The 19,574-nt window shown below is 71.1% G+C and carries 16 protein-coding genes; 12 read left to right on the top strand and 4 right to left on the bottom strand.

Annotated elements, in window-relative coordinates; all coding sequences use genetic code 11:
• Positions 1 to 76: 76 nt before the first annotated feature.
• Positions 77 to 1,279 (top strand): bifunctional adenosylcobinamide kinase/adenosylcobinamide-phosphate guanylyltransferase, encoded by a 1,203-nt coding sequence (locus ABZ880_RS04315; protein ID WP_361256600.1) that lies wholly within the window; start codon positions 77 to 79, stop codon positions 1,277 to 1,279.
• Here ABZ880_RS04315 and ABZ880_RS04320 read toward each other — a convergent pair.
• A complete protein-coding gene (locus ABZ880_RS04320) occupies positions 1,268 to 1,801 on the bottom strand; it encodes a methyltransferase domain-containing protein (protein ID WP_361256603.1) in 534 nt (177 codons plus the stop codon). The two genes, ABZ880_RS04315 and ABZ880_RS04320, sit on opposite strands and share 12 nt — an antisense overlap.
• A gap of 137 nt (positions 1,802 to 1,938) precedes the next feature.
• Between ABZ880_RS04320 and cobT the strand changes: the two genes are divergently transcribed.
• The 3 genes from cobT (at position 1,939) to ABZ880_RS04335 (ending at position 5,653) form a co-directional block, all read left to right on the top strand.
• On the top strand, positions 1,939 to 3,039 hold the full coding sequence (cobT, locus tag ABZ880_RS04325; RefSeq protein WP_361256606.1) for a nicotinate-nucleotide--dimethylbenzimidazole phosphoribosyltransferase: 1,101 nt from the start codon (positions 1,939 to 1,941) through the stop codon (positions 3,037 to 3,039).
• 82 nt (positions 3,040 to 3,121) lie between these two features.
• Positions 3,122 to 4,918, top strand: coding sequence for a phosphatidylglycerol lysyltransferase domain-containing protein (locus ABZ880_RS04330; RefSeq protein WP_361256609.1), 1,797 nt, complete (start codon positions 3,122 to 3,124; stop codon positions 4,916 to 4,918).
• Between the two features lie 33 nt (positions 4,919 to 4,951).
• On the top strand, positions 4,952 to 5,653 hold the full coding sequence (locus ABZ880_RS04335; RefSeq protein ID WP_361256612.1) for a hypothetical protein: 702 nt from the start codon (positions 4,952 to 4,954) through the stop codon (positions 5,651 to 5,653).
• Here the strand turns inward: ABZ880_RS04335 and ABZ880_RS04340 are convergent.
• The gene (locus ABZ880_RS04340) at positions 5,596 to 6,357 is read right to left on the bottom strand and encodes a hypothetical protein (RefSeq protein WP_361256615.1); all 762 of its coding nucleotides are present in this window, start codon (positions 6,355 to 6,357) and stop codon (positions 5,596 to 5,598) included. The two genes, ABZ880_RS04335 and ABZ880_RS04340, sit on opposite strands and share 58 nt — an antisense overlap.
• A gap of 60 nt (positions 6,358 to 6,417) precedes the next feature.
• Here ABZ880_RS04340 and ABZ880_RS04345 point away from each other — a divergent pair, with 60 nt between their 5' ends.
• Together ABZ880_RS04345 and ABZ880_RS04350 are read left to right on the top strand one after the other, a co-directional pair.
• Positions 6,418 to 7,212: an adenosylcobinamide-GDP ribazoletransferase gene (locus ABZ880_RS04345; RefSeq protein WP_361256618.1), complete on the top strand. Its 795-nt coding sequence runs from the start codon at positions 6,418 to 6,420 to the stop codon at positions 7,210 to 7,212.
• A 46-nt stretch (positions 7,213 to 7,258) separates the two neighbouring features.
• The gene (locus ABZ880_RS04350) at positions 7,259 to 7,864 is read left to right on the top strand and encodes an RDD family protein (protein ID WP_361256621.1); all 606 of its coding nucleotides are present in this window, start codon (positions 7,259 to 7,261) and stop codon (positions 7,862 to 7,864) included.
• Here ABZ880_RS04350 and ABZ880_RS04355 read toward each other — a convergent pair.
• Positions 7,824 to 8,603, bottom strand: a complete 780-nt coding sequence (locus tag ABZ880_RS04355) for an endo alpha-1,4 polygalactosaminidase (protein WP_361256624.1) — start codon at positions 8,601 to 8,603, stop codon at positions 7,824 to 7,826. The genes ABZ880_RS04350 and ABZ880_RS04355 overlap by 41 nt on opposite strands.
• 289 nt (positions 8,604 to 8,892) lie before the next feature.
• Here ABZ880_RS04355 and ABZ880_RS04360 point away from each other — a divergent pair, with 289 nt between their 5' ends.
• From ABZ880_RS04360 to sucB, 3 genes are all read left to right on the top strand, one after another.
• Positions 8,893 to 10,419, top strand: a complete 1,527-nt coding sequence (locus ABZ880_RS04360) for a leucyl aminopeptidase (RefSeq protein ID WP_361256627.1) — start codon at positions 8,893 to 8,895, stop codon at positions 10,417 to 10,419.
• Positions 10,420 to 10,673: 254 nt separating this feature from the next.
• Positions 10,674 to 12,062 (top strand): dihydrolipoyl dehydrogenase, encoded by a 1,389-nt coding sequence (lpdA, locus tag ABZ880_RS04365; RefSeq protein ID WP_361256629.1) that lies wholly within the window; start codon positions 10,674 to 10,676, stop codon positions 12,060 to 12,062.
• Positions 12,063 to 12,121: 59 nt separating this feature from the next.
• Positions 12,122 to 13,894: a 2-oxoglutarate dehydrogenase, E2 component, dihydrolipoamide succinyltransferase gene (gene sucB / locus ABZ880_RS04370; protein WP_361256632.1), complete on the top strand. Its 1,773-nt coding sequence runs from the start codon at positions 12,122 to 12,124 to the stop codon at positions 13,892 to 13,894.
• 61 nt (positions 13,895 to 13,955) lie between these two features.
• On the opposite strand, the gene ABZ880_RS04375 is transcribed toward sucB, so the two are convergent.
• Positions 13,956 to 14,672 (bottom strand): hypothetical protein, encoded by a 717-nt coding sequence (locus tag ABZ880_RS04375; RefSeq protein ID WP_361256635.1) that lies wholly within the window; start codon positions 14,670 to 14,672, stop codon positions 13,956 to 13,958.
• A gap of 279 nt (positions 14,673 to 14,951) precedes the next feature.
• On the opposite strand from ABZ880_RS04375, the gene ABZ880_RS04380 reads away from it, so the two are divergent.
• The 3 genes from ABZ880_RS04380 (at position 14,952) to ABZ880_RS04390 (ending at position 19,543) form a co-directional block, all read left to right on the top strand.
• Complete coding sequence (locus ABZ880_RS04380) at positions 14,952 to 15,575, top strand: GntR family transcriptional regulator (RefSeq protein WP_361256638.1); 624 nt, start codon at positions 14,952 to 14,954, stop codon at positions 15,573 to 15,575.
• 297 nt (positions 15,576 to 15,872) lie between these two features.
• Positions 15,873 to 18,575, top strand: a complete 2,703-nt coding sequence (gene aceE / locus ABZ880_RS04385; protein WP_361256641.1) for a pyruvate dehydrogenase (acetyl-transferring), homodimeric type — start codon at positions 15,873 to 15,875, stop codon at positions 18,573 to 18,575.
• 182 nt (positions 18,576 to 18,757) lie between these two features.
• Positions 18,758 to 19,543 carry a hypothetical protein gene (locus tag ABZ880_RS04390; RefSeq protein WP_361256644.1) on the top strand — a complete coding sequence of 262 codons (786 nt, stop codon included), beginning with the start codon at positions 18,758 to 18,760 and terminating at the stop codon, positions 19,541 to 19,543.
• The last annotated feature ends 31 nt before the right edge of the window (positions 19,544 to 19,574 follow it).

Below are 19,574 nucleotides of genomic sequence, written 5' to 3' on the forward strand. Positions count from 1 at the left end.
CCGGATCTTGGTCCGGCTCCTGCGTGAAGACTAGTCGGATGCGCAGCACCTGCGCAGAGACGCGAAAATCACTTCCGTGGAAGTGACTCTGCTCGGCACCGGTGCCCCCGCGGGACTCCCCCGCCCCGACTGTCCCTGCGCGGCCTGTGCGGTTGCGCTGGGCGAGGACGCGCGGGCGGCGACCGCCGTACTTGTGGACGGGACCCTGCTGCTCGATCTGACGCCGGGCGCGGCGTTCGCGGCCGCGCGGGCCGGGCATTCGCTCGGCGGTGTGCGGCAGGTGCTGCTGTCGCATCCGCACGACGGGCCGGCCGTCGAGGTGCCGGCGGGGCTGCCGCAGCCCGCGCGGGTGCCGGACGGGCGGGAGTTGGCGCTGCTGACGGGGCATCGGGTGCGGGCGGTGTCGATGGACTCGCCGGGCACCGGGTACGCGGTGACCGGGCCGAACGGGCAGCGGGTGCTGTATCTGCCGCCCAAGGGCGCGCCGGCCGGGCTGGAGAACGGCTCTGTGGAGTCCTACGACATGGTGCTCGTCGATGTCGTGGGGCGGCCGGACGCGCTGGCGAAGCTGCGGGCGGTGGGGGCCGTGGGGCCGACCACCGATGTCGTCGCCGTCCATCTGGACCATGACGTGCCGCCGGGGCCCGAGCTGCGGCGCCGGCTGGCCGCCGCGGGGGCGCGGGCCGTGCCGGACGGGGCGACGCTGACCGTCGGTGTGTACGAGGACGTGCCCGATGTGCCGCGCCGGACGCTGGTGTTGGGCGGGGCGCGGTCCGGGAAGTCGGTGGAGGCCGAGCGGCGGCTGGAGGCCTTCCCGGACGTGCTGTACGTGGCGACGGGCGGCTCGCGCAACGGGGATGTGGAGTGGGCCTCGCGGGTGGCCGTGCACCGGGATCGGCGGCCCGGGTCGTGGCGTACGGCGGAGACCTGCGATCTGGTGCCGCTGCTGGCGGCGGAGGGGCCGCCGCTGCTCGTCGACTGTCTGTCCCTGTGGCTGACGGACGCGATGGACTCCGTCGGGGCGTGGGACGACGCGGAGTGGGCGGACGGCGGGGAGCGGGCCCTCAGGGAGCGGGTGCAGGAGCTGACCGAGGCGGTGCGGGCGACCCGGCGGACCGTGGTCGCCGTATCCAATGAGGTGGGGTCGGGCATCGTGCCCGCCACGGCGTCCGGGCGGCGCTACCGCGACGAACTCGGGCGGCTGAACACGGCGTTCGCCGGAGAGTGCGAGCAGGTGGTGCTGGTGGTGGCGGGACAGGCGATGGTGCTACGGGGCTGACGGCATCCGGCGTGCGATGACGCGGTACGTCTGCGGGAACCGGCCCAGGACGTGACGGCTCGTCGCGACGAGCGTGCAGTCGTGGGACTCGAGCCGGGTGCGGAGTTCGTCGGACTGAAATGAGGGGGTCTCCACGAGGAGGAGGCCGCCGGGGCGCAGGACCGTGAGGGCGGCGCGGAGTTCCTTGTCGGTGTCCGGGACGGGCGAGCGGTGGCGGAGCAGTGAGACGACGTCGTAGCGGGCGCGCAGGATCGTGGTGATGTGCGGGTCCGTCACGTTTCCCGTGAACGCCTCCTCGATGCGCTCGGCATGGCGGGCGTACGCCACGCTCGTGGTGGGGTCGAGGCCGTCGAAGGAGGTGTAGGGGAAGAACTCCTTCGCCGTCTCCGGGAAGTGAGCGTCGCCGGTGCCCACGTCCAGCCAGCTCTCCGGTTCGGGCAGGAGCCGGTGGATCGCGCGGGCCGTCGAGCGGTGGCGTCGTTGTCGGTCGAGGACGCTGACACGGGTGCGCAGGCGTTCCATGGGGGCTCCCGGAGACGTAGAACAATCCGCTGCAAAACGGAACATATGACGTCTCCATCTCGGGAGCAACGACGTCACGCGCGCGTGGTGACCATGTGGCGCTGTCCTGTTCGATCGGTGCCGGTACTGTTCGGCGAATGAGCTCGCTTAATCTCGACGACTTCACCGATCTGATCGAGCGCCCCGACGGTGGGGTGCGCCGCGACGCCGAGGCGCGCCGGGAGCGTCAGGTCGTGCCGCCCGGGTCGCTGGGCCGCCTCGACGACCTGGGTGAGTGGCTGTCCGCGGCGCAGTCCGCCGTGCCGGTGCGGCCGATCGAACGGCCGCGGGTGGTGCTCTTCGCCGGTGACCACGGAATCGCCGAACGGGGCGTCTCCGCACAGCCCTTGGGCACCGCGGACAGGCTGGTGCGGGAGGTCCTGGAGGGCGGCCGTCCGGTGTCGGTGCTCGCCCGGCGGCTGGGCGTGCCGGTGCGGATCGTCGACATGTCCCTGGACTGCGACCCCGAGACCCTGCCCGACGAGGTCGTACGGCACCGGGTGCGGCGCGGCAGCGGGCGTATCGACGTCGAGGACGCGCTGACGCTCGAGGAGGCGGAGGCCGCGTTCCTCGCGGGCGTCGCGGTGGCCGACGAGGAGGCGGACGCCGGTACGGATCTGGTGGTGCTCGGCGATGTGAGCGTCGGCGGGACCACGGTGGCGGGCGTACTGATCGCCGCGCTGTGCGGGACCGACGCGTCGGTCGTCACCGGCCGGGGCGGGCTCGCGATCGACGACCTGGCGTGGATGCGCAAGTGCGCGGCGATCCGTGACGCGCTGCGCCGGGCCCGGCCGGTGCTCGGGGACCAGCTGCAGCTGCTGGCGACGGTGGGCGGCGCGGACGTCGCCGCGATCACGGGCTTCCTGCTGCAGAGCGCGGTGCGCAAGACGCCGGTGATCCTGGACGGGGTCGTGGTGGCCGCGTGTGCGCTGGTGGGCCAGCGGATCGCGTTCCGGGCGCCGGACTGGTGGCTGGCCGCGCACGACAGCGGCGAGCCCGGACAGGCGAAGGCCCTGGACCGGATGGCCCTGGAGCCGCTGCTTTCGCACGGGGTGACCGTGGGCGAGGGCGCGGGCGCCCTGCTGGCGCTGCCGCTGGTGCAGGCCGCGGCCGCGCTGGCCGCCGAACTGCCCGAGAAGCCGCAGGTCGTGGAGGAACCGGAGAAGGAAGAGGAAGACGAAAAGGAAGACAGCGAGTAGGCCGGAGAAGGGTCGGAAGTCGACCGACCCCAGCCGAAAGATGGAGTGGTTGGCCAGGGCATCCCCCATATGATCCCCTCTCATGGGAGATGCCCGAATTGACGCCTTGCAGGTACGCACCCCGGCACCGCCGGGTGAGCCGGCCCGTCCGTCCACCACCGCCTCGCGGCGGGCCGCCGCCTTCGCCGTCTGGTACCTGCGAGCCGTCGCCTTCGTCAACTTCCTGAGCGCCGTATGGGTCTCCCTGGGGCAGGACGTGCGGCGGCACAACCAGGAGAACTTCTTCACGCCGTACTTGCTGACGGCCGGCTTCGCCTCCGGTGTGTTCACGGCGTTCCTCGCCATCACCATGCGGCGCCGCAAGCGCGCCGCATGGATCCTGAATCTCGCCCTCGCGGGCCCCTTCCTCGCGCTGTTCGCCTTCGCGATGTCGTTCGCGGAGATCCGGCAGTACGCCCAGAACTGGATCTCCCTCGGCCTGACCGCCGCCTTCCTCGCCGCTCTGCTGGTCGGGCGGCGCGAGTTCTACGCCAAGGGCGACCGCTCGAACCCGAGGCTCGCCGCGGCCGTCGCGGTGGGCGGCACGCTGGTGGCCTCGCTGCTCGCCGCGCTGCTGGTGACGGTCACCAACCAGGCGCCGGACGCGGCGAGTTCGACGTTCCCGGAGCGCTGGCGCTACGGCACCTTCCGCCTGGTCTCGGTCGCCGTCGACGAGTCCCACTTCCCCGGTGTCGACGCGCCCAACTGGGTCAACGTCGCCATCAACGTGCTGAGCACGCTCCTCGTCCTCGCCGTCTTCTACGCGGCCTTCCGCTCCCGGCGCGCGGTCGATCCGCTCACCGAGGACGACGAGAAGCAGCTGCGGGCGCTGCTGGAGCGGCACGGGGAGCGGGACTCGCTGGGGTACTTCTCGCTGCGGCGGGAGAAGAGCGTCGTGTGGTCGCCGACCGGGAAGGCGGCCGTGGCGTACCGGGTCGTGGGCGGGGTGTCGCTGGCCTCCGGTGATCCGATCGGCGACCTGGAGGCCTGGCCGGGCGCGATCGAGCCGTGGCTGGCCGAGGCGCGCGCCCACGGCTGGATCCCGGCGGTGATGGGGGCCGGCGAGGAGGCCGGGACCGTGTACGCGCGGCACGGTCTGGACGCGCTGGAGCTGGGCGACGAGGCCCTGGTGGAGGTCGCCGAGTTCACCCTCGAGGGGCGGGCCATGCGGACCGTGCGGCAGGCCTACAACCGGGTGAAGCGGGCCGGGTACAGCGTGCGCATCCGGCGGCACGAGGACATTCCGGCCGACGAGATGGTGTATCTGCTGAAGCGGGCGGACGACTGGCGCGACGGGGCGACCGAGCGCGGGTTCAGCATGGCGCTGGGGCGGCTCGGGGACCCCGAGGACGGGCAGTGCGTGATGCTCGAATGCACCGACGGCGACGGCGAGTTGAGGGCGCTGCTGTCCTTCGTGCCGTGGGGGCCGGGCGGGCTCTCGCTCGACCTCATGCGGCGCGACCGCGACTCCGACAACGGGCTGATGGAGTTCATGGTGATCGAACTCCTGCGCCGCGCCGGAGAGATCAAGATCACCCAGGTGTCACTCAACTTCGCCATGTTCCGTTCGGTCTTTGAACGTGGCGCACGTCTTGGTGCCGGGCCGGTGCTGAGGCTGTGGCGCTCGCTGCTCAGCTTCTTCTCGCGCTGGTGGCAGATCGAGTCGCTGTACCGCGCCAACGCCAAGTACCGGCCCATCTGGGAGCCGCGCTTCCTGCTCTTCGAGAAGAGCGCGGACCTGCCGCGCATCGGCATCGCGTCGGCCCGCGCGGAGGGGTTCCTGGAGGCGCCGGGGCTGCCGAAGTGGCTGCACCGCAGGCACCTCGAAACGCACCGATAGAGCGCCCGGACATGCACAGATGAGGACCACCGGATGAAGAGGCTCGCCCGCTGGGCCCGCGCCGAATGGGGGCTCCTGTACATCACGGTGCGGGAGCCGCTGGTCAAGCGGCGCTGGCGGGCGTTCCCGATGACCCTCGGGGTGGTGGTCCTGACGGCGGTCGTCCAGGTCGTGCAGAACCAGTCGTGGGGCTATGGGTTCGTGCAGAACATCGGGGCGGTGCGGGCCGAGGACCCGCTGTGGCTGGCGCTGCTGCGCACTCCCCTGTCGCTGTTCGTCCCGGCGCTGGACCTTCCGGTCTGGGGTGCGCTCGCGCAGATCCTGTTCGTGTTCGGGATCGCGGAGATCTGCATCGGCCGCTGGCGCACGCTCGTCATCGCCTACGCCGCCACCCTCGCCGGGACGCTGTACGCGCGCCTGGGCATCCGGCTGGGCTTCGACAACCCCTTCGGGCTGCCCTCCTCGGACGCCCGGGTCGTGGACACCGGCCCGTCGGCGGCGGTGGTGGGCCTCGCCGTGTTCCTAGGGTGGCGTTACGGCGCGTATGTCACGGCGTGCGCGGTGACTGCGGCGATGGCGGTCGAGGTCTTGCTGAAGGGCAACCTCGCCGGCAAGGAGCACATGGCGGCGATCGCGGCGGTGGGGGTGCTGTGCCTGATCTCGGCAGTGCGGCACCGTCACCGGCCGATCGCGCGGTTCGGCTCGGGATCGGGCTTTCCGCCGACCAGATCCTGAAACTTCCGGCGCGGGCCCGCCCATCGCTTGTCGTGGTGGTAGGCGCGCAGGATGGCCCTGGCGCGGGCGCGCGGGCGGCGGCGGTAGAAGCGTCTGGCCCACGGCGAGGCGGGGCGGGCCAGCCGGACGATTCCGATCAGGCCGATGAACGGGACGATCACGCTGAAGATCGCCATCCGGGCCTTGCCCTTGCTCAGGACGGCCAGCGAGAACAGGAAGTTGACCACGACGGTCGAGATCACGCTGCCGCGGTCCTGCAGCTCGTCCTGGGTCATGTCGTTGACCCCGAACGGCGAGAAGCCCGCCAGCATCAGCCCCACCAGGGCCGCCGTGAGCACCACGACCTCGACGCTCTTGCGGCCCTCCTCGGTCCAGTAGACGTCGTCGAGATGCAGGATCAGCGCGAACTCGTCGAGGACCAGGCCCGCGCCCATGCCGAAGACGACCGCGAAGACGGCCGCGCCGAACCCGTACCGGCTGCTGGCGACCGCCCCGAAGCCGCCGAGGACGGTGAAGACGACACCGGGCACCACGTGGTGGATGTGCAGCCCACCCGCCTTGACGTTGCCGAAGGGCCCCTTGCCCGCCCGGATGAGGCGGGTGACGAACCGGGTGATCAGGAACGTCAGCACGAACGCGGTCAGCGCGAGGAGCAGCGGCAGCTTGCCGGGCTCGATGATGTTGCGCTGCAGCCAATGTCCCATAAACGCACTTTATCCACGGGTGCCGCCGCTCTCCTGGCGACCGCCGGGTAACCTGCGCCGGTGCCCGAACCCTCCAAGACCCCCTGGCCGGACGGCCTCCGCTTCGCCTTCGGCACCCTCACCGTGCTCCCGGTGACGGTGACCCGCTGGGACCGGGACGCCGCACGCGGCGGCATGCTCTGCGCCCCGCTGGCCGGGCTGGTCGTCGGCGGGTGCGCGGCCCTGGTCGGCGTACTGCTGCTGGCGCTGGGCGCGGGCGCGCTGCTCGCCGCCGTCGCCTCCGCCGCCGTGCCGGCCGCGCTCACCCGCGGGCTGCACCTCGACGGGCTCGCGGACACCGCGGACGGGCTCGGCAGCGGCAAGCCCGCCGAGGACGCGCTGCGGATCATGAAGCAGTCGGACATCGGGCCGTTCGGGGTGATCACCCTCGTGCTCGTCCTGCTCGCCCAGGTGGCCGCACTCGCCCAGGCCTACGGCGACTCGTGGGCCCGGGGGGCGCTCGCCGCCGTGGTCTCGGCGACCGCCGCCCGCCTCGCGCTCACCCTGGCCGCCCGGGCGGGTGTGCCGGCCGCCCGCCCGGAGGGGCTGGGGGCGGCGGTCGCGGGCGTGGTTCCGGTACGGGCGGCGCTGCTCACTGCGGTTCTCGTGTCCGGGGCGGCCGCGGCCGGGGGTGCGCTCGTGGGGATGTACGACATCGTCCGTACGGCGGCGGCGGTGATCGTCTCTGTCGCCGTGGCCGAACTCCTCCTGCGCCACTGCACGCGCCGCTTCGGCGGGGTGACCGGCGATGTGTTCGGCGGGCTGGCCGAGACGGCTGCGACGGTTTCGCTCATCGTGCTCTCGCTGGGGCAGTAGTCTCTTCCGCCGTACACGGACAAGTGATCGTGATCGGGGGATGTTCGTGCCGAAGCTTCGTCGTGCCGTGGCCTGGTTCATCGACTTCGCGCTGGTGCTCACGCTGGCGACCGGGCTGGCCGTGCTCACCTTCCACCGGATATCGGCGCTCGTCACCGATGTGCCGGAACTGGCCACCCGCGGCGGTCTCGACCTGCTGACCTCGCGCGGTGACGTGATCGACGCCTCTCAGGACCTCGGGCTGTCGCTGTGGGACAAGGCGGTCCTCGACGTCGAGGAGGCCTTCGGGGTGCTGATCGTGGCGACGTTCCTCTATCAGTGGGGCTGCCTGGCGCTTGCCGGTCGGACCGTCGGCAAGGGGCTGCTCGGGCTGAAGGTGACTCCGAGCGCCCCTCGCCGGGCCGCGGTGCGCGCCGCGATCACCACGACCGCCGACATCGCGATCTACGCCGTCGCCTGTGTGCTGCTGGTCGAGGGGTACTTCTTCCTGTCGGTGCTGGTGTGGACGCTGGCCGTCGTCGTGTTCTTCGTCAACGCGCTGCCGGTCTTCTCGCCGACCCGGCGCTCGCTGGCCGACCGGGTGGCCGGCACGGCGGTCACCGGGCTCGGGATCAGCACGCCCGGCGCCACACCCCCAGTTCGTACTTTTTGAGCATCGAGCTCAGCTTCAGACGGCGGGACTGTGCGCAGAAGCGGCTCGTCGGCAGCTCGTACTCGACGTGGAAGACCGCCTTGTCCGCCTTGATGAAGGGCTTCATGGCGGCGCACTCGCCGTACTGGGCGCACTGTTCGTTGACCGCGAAGTCGAAGTCCCGTACCAGTGCCGGGATTTGGTCCAGGTCGTTCTTCAGGCCGACCGCCATGCCGCGGTCGTGGGCCAGTTTGGCGATCAGGCGGTTGTAGCGGAGCTGGTCGGCGGCCTCGAGGGGGAAGCCGGTGCGGTTCTTGTAGCCGTCCATGTTGTCGGGCTCGACCGCGTCGAAGCCCTTCTTGCGGCACATGTCGAAGCGGTCCGCCATCAGCGGTTCCAGTACGTCGGTGCGGCGGATGTCGAGCCAGCGCTCGCCCTTCCAGCCGTTGCCCTTGCCGATCACCGACTGCGGGAACTTCCTGGCGTCGGGCCGCCAGTCCTCCCAGGCACCGGTGGAGAGGTAGCAGATGACCTTGCGGTCCTTGCGGTGCAGCGTGGTGACCGTCGCCTTGGGCTGGTCGAAGCCGTCGATGTCGTAGACCGGCGCGTCGACGGAGGTGTCGACGCGCCCGCTGAGCTGCCACTGCCAGGCCACGCCGGGGCGCGGCTGCCAGCGTTCGCCGGACGGCTCGGAGTCGGGCACGGTGCTGCAGCCCGCCGACAGCAGAAGCAGGGCGAGCAGGGGGATGGTGCGTCTCAACGCGCTGGCTCCAGGGTGTGGGGAAGCGTTCCCCACGGATGATCTCCGACGCCGGTTGCGGCGCAGCACACCGAGGCCCCCTTCGGGCCCTGCTCCCAGGTGACGGGTTCGCGCCCGCTGCCCGTCGGCGTGCACGCACGCGCGTAGGCTCATCTCGAGTGTTCGCCGCACCGGGGAAGGCCCCGCTGGAAACGCACCCTGAACTCGGATCTAGGGTCGGCTGTCGGGCCCGGTCGACCCACACAGATCGACTACAGAAACTTCACATCGGAAGCGAGATTTCACCACCGTGACTGCTCTCACTCTCAGCACCGCCGCGGCGTCCGGTCTGCGGGCCGACGCGATCGTGATCGGTGTGGCCAAGGGCGCGAAGGGCCCGGTCGTCGCACCGGGCGCCGAGGCCGTGGACAAGGCCTACGACGGCAGGCTCGCCGGCGTCCTGGAAACCCTCGGTGCCTCCGGCGCCGAGGGCGAGGTGACGAAGCTGCCGGCACCGTCCGGCTTCAAGGCCCCGCTCGTGGTGGCGGTCGGCCTGGGTTCGGAGCCCGAGAAGGACTCCGGCTACGCCGCCGAGTCCCTGCGCAAGGCCGCCGGTGCCGCCGCCCGTACCCTCGCCGGCGCCAAGAAGGCCGCCTTCGTCCTGCCGGTCGGGGACGCCTCGGACGTCGGCGCGATCGGCGAGGGCGTGCTGCTCGGCGCGTACTCCTTCGACGCCTACAAGGAGAACGGCAAGGACGAGAAGGCCAAGAACGGCAAGGCCCCGCTCGCCGAGGCCGCGCTGCTCGGCGCCAAGCCCCGCGACAAGGAACACAAGGCGGCCGTGGAGCGCGCCACCGCCGTCGCCGAGGAGCTCAACCGCGCCCGCGACCTGATCAACACCCCGCCGAACGACCTCGACCCGGAGGCGTTCGCGGCGGTCGCGACGGCCGCGGCCAAGGAGCACGGCATCAAGGTGCAGGTGCTCGACGAGAAGGCGCTGGAGAAGGGCGGCTACGGCGGCATCCTCGGTGTCGGCGCCGGCTCCGCGGCGGGTCCGCGGCTGGTGAAGCTGTCGTACACCTCCTCCAAGGCGAAGAAGCACCTCGCGCTCGTCGGCAAGGGCATCACCTACGACTCGGGCGGCATCTCGCTGAAGCCGGCGGGCCACAACGAGACCATGAAGTGCGACATGAGCGGTGCGGCGGCGGTCTTCGCGGCCGTGGTCGCCGCCGCGCGTCTCGGCCTCGAGGTCAATGTGACCGGCTGGCTGGCGCTCGCCGAGAACATGCCGTCGGGTTCCGCGACCCGGCCCGGTGACGTGCTGCGCATGTACAGCGGCAAGACGGTCGAGGTCCTCAACACGGACGCGGAGGGCCGTCTGGTCCTGGCCGACGCGCTGTGGGCCGCCTCCCTGGAGAAGCCGGACGCCATCGTGGACGTCGCGACCCTGACCGGCGCGATGATGCTGGCGCTGGGCAGCCGGACGTTCGGGATCATGGCCAACGACGACGCGTTCCGCTCCGCGCTGCACGAGGCGGCGGAGGAGGTCGGCGAGCCGGCCTGGCCGATGCCGCTGCCGGAGCACCTGCGCAAGGGGATGGACTCCCCCACCGCGGACATCGCCAACATGGGTGAGCGGATGGGCGGCGGCCTGGTCGCGGGGCTGTTCCTGCGGGAGTTCGTGGGCGAGGGCATCACCTGGGCGCACCTGGACATCGCGGGGCCGGCCTTCAACGAGGGCGGGCCGTTCGGCTACACCCCCAAGGGCGGTACGGGCACGGCGGTGCGGACGCTGGTTCGGCTGGCCGAACTCACCGCGGCCGGCGACCTCGGGTGAGGTTGCTCTGAAGGAAAGGGGGCTCCGCGCGCGGGTAGGGCGGAGCCCCCTCATTCATGCGCCTCATCGGTCCGCTCGACCGAACGTGGGACGTCTCACACACCGGCCCGGCGTCTCGAACGTCCCGGACAAGTGCGAAGATGGGGCTCGGCAGGACAGGGCCCCCACCACAGGGCCGAAGAAAGAGCGGCCGGACACCAGCCGCCGACCGGTCACGGACGACCGGCGTGGCGCACATGCATGGAGGACGTGACGTGGCGAACGACGCCAGCACCGTTTTCGACCTAGTGATCCTCGGCGGTGGTAGTGGCGGGTACGCCGCGGCCCTGCGCGGGGCGCAGCTGGGCCTGGACGTCGCCCTGATCGAGAAGGACAAGGTCGGCGGTACCTGCCTGCACCGTGGGTGCATCCCCACCAAGGCCCTGCTGCACGCGGGCGAGATCGCCGACCAGGCCCGCGAGAGCGAGCAGTTCGGTGTGAAGGCCAGCTTCGAGGGCATCGACATCGCCGGGGTCCACAAGTACAAGGACGGCGTGATCTCCGGCCTGTACAAGGGGCTCCAGGGTCTCGTCGCCTCCCGCAAGGTGACGTACATCGAGGGCGAGGGTCGTCTCTCCTCCCCCACCTCCGTCGACGTCAACGGCCGGCGCATTCAGGGCCGCCACGTCCTGCTGGCGACCGGCTCCGTGCCGAAGTCGCTGCCGGGCCTGGAGATCGACGGCAACCGCATCATCTCCTCCGACCACGCCCTCGTCCTGGACCGCGTGCCCGAGTCCGCGATCATCCTGGGCGGCGGCGTCATCGGCGTCGAGTTCGCCTCCGCCTGGAAGTCCTTCGGCGCGGACGTCACCGTCATCGAGGGTCTGAAGCACCTCGTCCCGGTCGAGGACGAGAACTCCTCCAAGCTTCTTGAGCGCGCGTTCCGCAAGCGCGGCATCAAGTTCAACCTGGGCACCTTCTTCTCCAAGGCCGAGTACACCGCCGACGGCGTCAAGGTCACCCTCGCCGACGGCAAGGAGTTCGAGGCCGAGGTCCTGCTGGTCGCGGTGGGCCGCGGCCCGGTCTCCGCCGGTCTCGGCTACGAGGAGCAGGGCGTCGCGATCGACCGCGGCTACGTCCTCGTCGACGAGTACATGCGCACCAACGTCCCGACCATCTCCGCCGTCGGCGACCTGGTCCCGACGCTCCAGCTCGCGCACGTCGGCTTCGCCGAGGGCATCCTGGTGGCGGAGCGTCTGGCCGGTCTGAAGACCGTTCCGATCGACTACGACGGTGTGCCCCGGGTGACGTACTGCCACCCCGAGGTCGCCTCCGTGGGCATCACCGAGGCCAAGGCCAAGGAGATCTACGGCGCGGACAAGGTCGTCGCTCTGAAGTACAACCTCGCGGGCAACGGCAAGAGCAAGATCCTGAACACCGCGGGCGAGATCAAGCTCGTCCAGGTCAAGGACGGTGCCGTGGTCGGCGTCCACATGGTCGGCGACCGCATGGGCGAGCAGGTCGGCGAGGCCCAGCTGATCTACAACTGGGAGGCGCTGCCCGCCGAGGTCGCCCAGCTCATCCACGCCCACCCGACGCAGAACGAGGCGCTCGGCGAGGCCCACCTGGCCCTGGCCGGCAAGCCGCTCCACTCGCACGACTGACCCTCGGTCGACGAAGCGACGACTCAGACTTCCGCAATTCGTAAGGAGCAACCGAAACCATGGCGGTTTCCGTAACCCTTCCGGCGCTCGGCGAGAGCGTCACCGAGGGCACTGTCACCCGCTGGCTGAAGGCCGAGGGCGAGCGCGTCGAGGCCGACGAGCCGCTGCTCGAGGTCTCGACCGACAAGGTCGACACCGAGATCCCCTCCCCTGCCGCCGGTGTCCTCGCGTCCATCAAGGTCGCCGAGGACGAGACCGTTGAGGTCGGCGCCGAGCTGGCCGTCATCGACGACGGCACGGGCGCGCCCGCTGCCGCCCCGGCCCCCGCCGCTGCCGAGGCTCCGGCCCCGGCCGCCGAGCCCGCCCCGGCGCCGGTCGCCGAGGCCCCGGCCGCCCCGGCCCCCGCGCCCGCCGCCGCCCCCGCTGCCGCTCCGGCCGGTGGCGCGTCCGGCACGGACGTGGTCCTCCCCGCGCTCGGCGAGTCCGTCACCGAGGGCACCGTCACCCGCTGGCTGAAGGAGGTCGGCGAGGAGGTCGCGGAGGACGAGCCGCTGCTCGAGGTCTCCACGGACAAGGTCGACACCGAGATCCCCGCGCCGGTCGCCGGTGTGCTGCTGGAGATCGTGGTCGGCGAGGACGAGACCGCCGAGGTCGGCGCCAAGCTGGCCGTCATCGGCGCCCCGGGTGCGGCTCCGGCCGCTGCCCCGGCCCCCGCCGCTCCGGCCCCGGCTGCCGAGGCGCCCGCCCCGGCTGCCCCCGCTCCGGCCCCGGCCCCGGCGCCTGCCGCTCCGGCTCCCGCGCCCGCCCCGGTTGCCGCCGCCCCGGCTCCGGCTGCCCCGGCCCCCGCGCCGGTCGCTCCGGCCCCGGTCACCCCGGCTCCCGCCGCGCAGGCCACCGACGAGGGCGCCTACGTCACCCCGCTGGTGCGCAAGCTCGCCGCCGAGAACGGCGTCGACCTGGCCGGCGTCAAGGGCACCGGCGTCGGCGGCCGTATCCGCAAGCAGGACGTCATCGCCGCCGCCGAGGCCGCCAAGGCCGCCGCCGCTGCTCCGGCCCCCGCTGCCGCCGCCGCTCCGGCCGCCAAGAAGGCCCCGAGCCTGGAGGCCTCGCCGCTGCGTGGCCAGACCGTCAAGATGCCGCGCATCCGCAAGGTCATCGGCGACAACATGGTCAAGGCGCTGCACGAGCAGGCGCAGCTGTCGTCGGTCGTCGAGGTCGACGTCACGCGTCTGATGAAGCTGCGCGCCCGGGCCAAGGACGCGTTCGCGGCCCGCGAGGGCGTCAAGCTCTCCCCGATGCCGTTCTTCGTGAAGGCGGCGGCCCAGGCGCTGAAGGCGCACGCGCCCATCAACGCCAAGATCAACGAGGCCGAGGGCACGATCACCTACTTCGACACCGAGAACATCGGTATCGCGGTGGACTCCGAGAAGGGCCTGATGACCCCGGTCATCAAGCACGCCGGCGACCTCAACATCGCTGGTATCGCCAAGGCCACGGCCGACCTGGCGGGCAAGGTCCGCGCCAACAAGATCACGCCCGACGAGCTGTCCGGTGCGACCTTCACCATCTCCAACACCGGTTCGCGCGGTGCGCTCTTCGACACGATCATCGTGCCGCCGGGCCAGGTCGCGATCCTCGGCATCGGTGCCACGGTCAAGCGCCCGGCGGTCATCGAGACCGAGGAGGGCACGGTCATCGGCGTCCGCGACATGACCTACCTGACCCTCTCCTACGACCACCGTCTGGTGGACGGCGCCGACGCGGCCCGTTACCTGACCGCGGTCAAGGCGATCCTGGAGGCGGGCGAGTTCGAGGTCGAGCTCGGCCTGTAGGGCTCGTTGTCCGTACGACGGTGCCCCCGCCCGGAGCTTTCCGGGCGGGGGCACCGTCGTTCTACCGTGGCGTCAGCGTGTGATCGCTCCAGTCCCACAGGGTCTCGACCCACACGTTGGGGACGTCCAGGTGCGGCGCGTACGTCAGATGCCGCGTCCGGTAGGCGTGCAGGACGTCGTAGGTGGCGTCGAGGCAGTCCCGGGAGGTGAGTTCACCGGTCTTGCGGTCGAAGCCGACGAGGAAGCCGCGGCTCTCGACGGTCCGGATCATCGCCCAGGCGTTGTTCACGTCGCTGGTCGAGGAGGAGACGCAGCGGTAACGGCTGTACGGATGGCTGGACTTGCCGGGGTAGTGGGCGTCCCGGGACATCTCGCTGAGCATGCGGGCGTACGTCCCCTTCGCGTGCCAGGCGCCGATGTAGCCGCCGGGCGGGGTGTAGAGCTTGTTGGTGGGGTTCTCCACGGCGCCGTAGACCCACTGGTTCGTGCCGGTGACCCGGAAGCCCCAGCCGACGTGCCCGAACTTCTGCGCCCCGTCGGGCTTGACGAAGACGCAGGCACCGCCGGGTCCGGCGGGCTGCTTCGCGGACGCGAGCGAACCCGCCATGCCCTGGATCTGCGTGCCGCTGCTCCCGGACGGCTCGCCGGTCGCCGCCCTGCTGGGCGCGTCCGATGCCGCCGTGGGCATCTGCCGGCACCCCGTCACGCCGATGACCGCGGCCGCGGCCGCCGCCGCGACGGTCCATCCGAGCCTGCTGCGCCGTACCCCTGTGTTCATGCCGTCCCCCTGATGGTGCAGGGGCGCCCCGCTCGGGTACCCCTTGCCGACCGCGACGGCATCGGCGGCCCGGGGGTTCTGCCGGTGACACGGTGGTGACGACTCCGGGTCCGGCCCGGTACGGGTCTTTACAGCAGCGACGCTCTGTATGGCGTGTAAGTCTCGTCTCACCTGCACGAAAGCGCCCCCGTGCGCCCCTCCTGAAGTCGTCCGCGGCCTTATTGTCTAAACGTCAAACGCCCCAGGGGCCGATGGGCGGCCCCTCCCTAAGGAGCCCTCATGACCGCGCCCGTCGTCCACTCGCTGCGCGAGCAGATCCGCGAGCACATCGTGGAGGGGATCGTCAGCGGGCGCTGGAAGCCGGGCGAGCGGATCGTGGAGCGCCGTATCGCGACCGAACTGGAGGTCAGTCAGACGCCGGTGCGGGAGGCGCTGCGCGAGCTGGAGTCGCTGCGGCTGATCGAGTCGGCGCCGAACAAGGGCGTACGGGTGCGGAATCTGACGGCGGCCGACCTGGAGGAGAGCTATCCGGTCAGGGCCGGTCTGGAGGCGATCGCGGCGGAGCTGGCCGCGGAGCGGCTGGCGGAGGACTGCTCGGCGCTGGAGCCGCATGTGGTCGCGCTGTACGAGGCCGACCGCAACGCCGACGGCACGGGCCAGGTGCGGCACACGGTGGCCTTCCACCGCGAGCTGGTGCGCGCGGCCGGCAACTCGGTGCTGCTGCACACCTGGGAGGGCCTGGGCATCGAGGTCTTCACGGCGCTGTCGATCCGCTGGCTGGGCACGGTGCAGCAGTCGTACGCGGAGGAGCACGAGGAGCTGGTCCAGGCGTTCCGGCGCCGGGATCCTCGTATCGCGGAACTGGTGAAGGCCCATGTGCTGGGCTGCGCGCCGCGCGCCTGAGCCCTGAGCGAGGCGGCGCTCAAACGTGCCTCCGACCTGCGAGAACCCTCGAAAAATTGCGGCACCCGGTGCCTGCCCGAAAGGCACCGGGTGCCTATTTTCTCGTGATCAAGATATTTTGCCCGCAACCCTTTGATCGATCATCGATCAGGGAGTTAGAGTCGCCGACGGGCCGCGCGGCGCAAGCCGCAACGTGTCACAGCACAGAGGCCCGCCGCCCTGTCCTGCCAAAGACCAAGGGCACCCCCGAACCCCTTACCGATGAGGGAACCCCCTTCGACTGAGGAAGGCGGCGACATGACCGACCCCAACGCCATCCAGCCGAGCGAGCTCGACCAGCTCCCCGACCGGGACCCCGAGGAGACCGCCGAATGGCAGGCCTCCCTGGACGCGGTCGCCAAGGCGGCGGGCCCGCACCGCGCCGCGTACCTGATGCGCCGCACGCTGGAGAGGGCGGAGGGCAACGGCATCGCGCTGCCGAAGCTCCTCGAGACCGACTACGTCAACACCATCCCCACCGCCGCCGAGCCGGGCGTGCCCGGTGACGAGGAGATGGAGCGCCGCATCACCGCGTGGAACCGCTGGAACGCGGCCGCGATGGTGACCCGGGGCAGCAAATACGGCGTCGGCGGCCACATCGCCACCTTCGCCTCCGCGGCCTGGCTCTACGAGACCGGCTTCAACCACTTCTTCAAGGGCAAGGAGGCCGACGGCTCGGGCGACCAGCTCTACATCCAGGGCCACGCCTCCCCCGGCATCTACGCCCGCGCCTTCCTCGACGGCCGGCTGAGCGAGCAGCACCTCGACAACTTCCGCCGGGAGTCCGGCGGCAACGGCCTCCCGTCGTACCCGCACCCGCGCCGGCTGCCCTGGCTGTGGGAGTTCCCGACGGTGTCGATGGGCCTCGGCCCGCTCTCCGCGATCTACCAGGCGCGCTTCAACCGCTACCTGACGGCGCGCGGCATCAAGGACGTCTCGCAGTCCCACGTCTGGGCCTTCCTCGGCGACGGCGAGATGGACGAGCCGGAGTCGACGGCCGCACTCGCTCTCGCGAGCCGCGAGGGCCTCGACAACCTCACCTTCGTCATCAACTGCAACCTGCAGCGCCTGGACGGCCCGGTGCGCGCGAACTTCAAGATCGTGCAGGAGCTGGAGGCCCAGTTCCGCGGCGCCGGCTGGAACGTCGTGAAGTCGCTGTGGGGCTCCGCCTGGGACGAGCTGTTCCAGCTCGACACCACGGGTGCGCTCGTACGCCGCCTGCGCGAGGTACCGGACGCGCAGGTGCAGACGTACCAGACGCGCAACGCGGCCTACATCCGCGAGGACTTCTTCGGCAAGGACCCGGCGCTCGTCGAGATGGCGAAGCTGCTGAGCGACGACAAGATCCTCGAGTGCTTCCACCTCTCCCGCGGCGGTCACGAGGCGCGGAAGGTCTACGCGGCCTACAAGGCGGCGCTGGACCACAAGGGCGCCCCGACCGTGATCCTGGCCCAGACCGTCAAGGGCTTCACCCTCGGCGAGGGCTTCGCGTCGAAGAACGCCAACCACCAGATGAAGAAGCTGACGGTGGACGAGTTCAAGCAGATGCGTGACCTGCTCGAACTCCCCATCAAGGACAGCGACTTCGTCGACGGCCAGGTCCCCTACGGCCACCCCGGCGCCGACTCCCCCGAGGTCCGCTACCTCCAGGAGCGCCGCGCGGCCCTCGGCGGCCCGGCCCCCGCCCGTCGTACGCACGCGCTCGCGCCGCTGCCCGCCCCCGCGGAGAAGGCGTTCGCCTCCTTCGACAAGGGCTCCGGTACGCAGAACGTGGCGACGACGATGGCCTTCGTACGCCTGATCAAGGACCTGGTCCGCGACAAGGAGACCGGCAGGCGCTGGGTGCCGATCGTCCCCGACGAAGCGCGCACCTTCGGCATGGAGTCGCTGTTCCCCTCCCTCGGGATCTACTCCCCCAAGGGCCAGACGTACGAGCCGGTCGACCGCGACCAGCTGATGTACTACAAGGAGGCCAAGAACGGCCAGATCCTCAACGAGGGGATCACCGAGGCCGGTTCGATGGCCGACTTCATCGCCGCTTCGACGTCGTACGCGACGCACGGCGAGGCGATGATTCCGTTCTACATCTTCTACTCGATGTTCGGCTGGCAGCGCACGGCCGACCAGATGTGGCAGCTCGGCGACCAGCTGGGCCGCGGCTTCCTGGTGGGCGCGACGGCCGGCCGTACGACCCTGACGGGCGAGGGCCTGCAGCACGCCGACGGCCACTCCCCGGTGATCGCGGCGACGAACCCGGCGGCGCTGTCGTACGACCCGGCGTTCGCGTACGAGGTGGCGACGATCGTGCGTGACGGTCTGCGCCGCATGTACGGCGAGGCGGCGCCGGGCGAGGACCCGAACGTCTTCTACTACCTCACCGTCTACAACGAGCCGCTCCCGCAGCCCGCCAAGCCCTCCGGCCCGGGCATCGACGAGGGCATCGTCAAGGGCCTGTACCGCTTCAACACGGCGGAGTCGGCGGGGGTCTCGCCCACGGCCAACGCCCCGCGCATCCAGCTGCTGGGCTCCGGCACGGCGATCCACTGGGTACTGGAGGCGCAGAAGCTGCTCGCGGAGGAGTGGGGTGTCGCGGCCGACGTCTGGTCGGCGACGTCCTGGACGGAGCTGCGCCGGGACGCCCTGGAGGCGGACGCGGCCCTGCTCCGCGGCGAGGAGCGCGTCCCGTACGTCCGCCAGGCGCTGCACGGCGCCGAGGGCCCGGTGCTCGCGGTCTCCGACTACATGCGCCAGGTCCCGGACCAGATCGCGCAGTGGGTCGAGCAGGACTACTCCTCGCTGGGCGCCGACGGCTTCGGCCTGTCGGACACCCGCGAGGGCGCCCGCCGCCACTTCGGCGTCGACGCCCAGTCCATCGTCGTGGCGGCCCTGGCCCAGCTCGCCAGGCGCGGCGAGGTCAAGGCGACGGCGGTGAAGGAAGCGCGGGGGAAGTACGGCCTGTAAGCCCCCTGCGCTCCTGAGCGCCCCCGAACGGCCCCGGCGAGACAGACACCGGGGCCGTTCGACCTGTGTGTGGGTTGCGGTGGGGGTGCTGCGCTGGTCTCCGCGCCGACGGTCGGTGCGGGGAAGGCACTCCTTTGGACACACCCATTGAGGTCCCGGGAGACAGGGAGCGCCCGGCCAAGGTGGCCAAGTACTTCGCCCCGGGTCCCATCCCCACGAGCACGGAACAGGCCGGTCTGGCCGTGTGCTCCGCGGCCGCCGCGGGTGGCGTGGCGTTGTTTGCGCTGGCCTCGGGCACCGCCTTGCTGCTCGGCGCGCTGCTCGCCGGAGCCGGGGCTGCGGGGGCCTACATGTGCGCCCGCGCCATCCTCCGCATCCGTCGTGGCAACCGCGACAGGGAGCTGAAGTACGAGGTGGCATCCGGCGTCGATACCCCGGAGGGCGGGACGATGGCCGACTGGCTGAAACAGTCCGTCGTCGAGATCATCAAAGCAAGTCCGGTGGGGAAGGACGGAGTCGAGAACCCTCTGTGCGTCGTCGGTCTCCCCTACGCCGACCAGACGGCCCTCGTCACCCGCTACGGAGCCGACCACTTCCGGCGTTTCACCCGGTACGACGTGATCATCCTCCGGGTGACTCCCTGGAATGTGGCCGCATATCGCTACTCGCTCGACATGGGTACCGGCGGATTCCAGGAGACGGCCCGTCACAAGTACCGTCGCGAGCAATTTCCCGTGCCCGACATCGACTGGCTGACCGAGAGCCCGAAGGGCTGGATCGTGGACCGGTGGCGACGGCCCGTGCACATCACGCGATGGTGCCGTTGGCAGATCAGTGTGCCGGGGCGAGAGCTCGGCGTCGCCGTGGATCTCGAATCGGACGACTGGAACTGGCAGGAGGACGGCATGACCACCCTGCGCGAACACGGCGAGCGGGTCTCCCGAAGGATCGACGACCTGCTGAGCTAACGCTTCGGTTGTCAGTGGCCCCGGTCATCAT

The sequence above is a fragment of the Streptomyces sp. NPDC047043 genome (assembly GCF_040644055.1).
Taxonomy (GTDB): domain Bacteria; phylum Actinomycetota; class Actinomycetes; order Streptomycetales; family Streptomycetaceae; genus Streptomyces.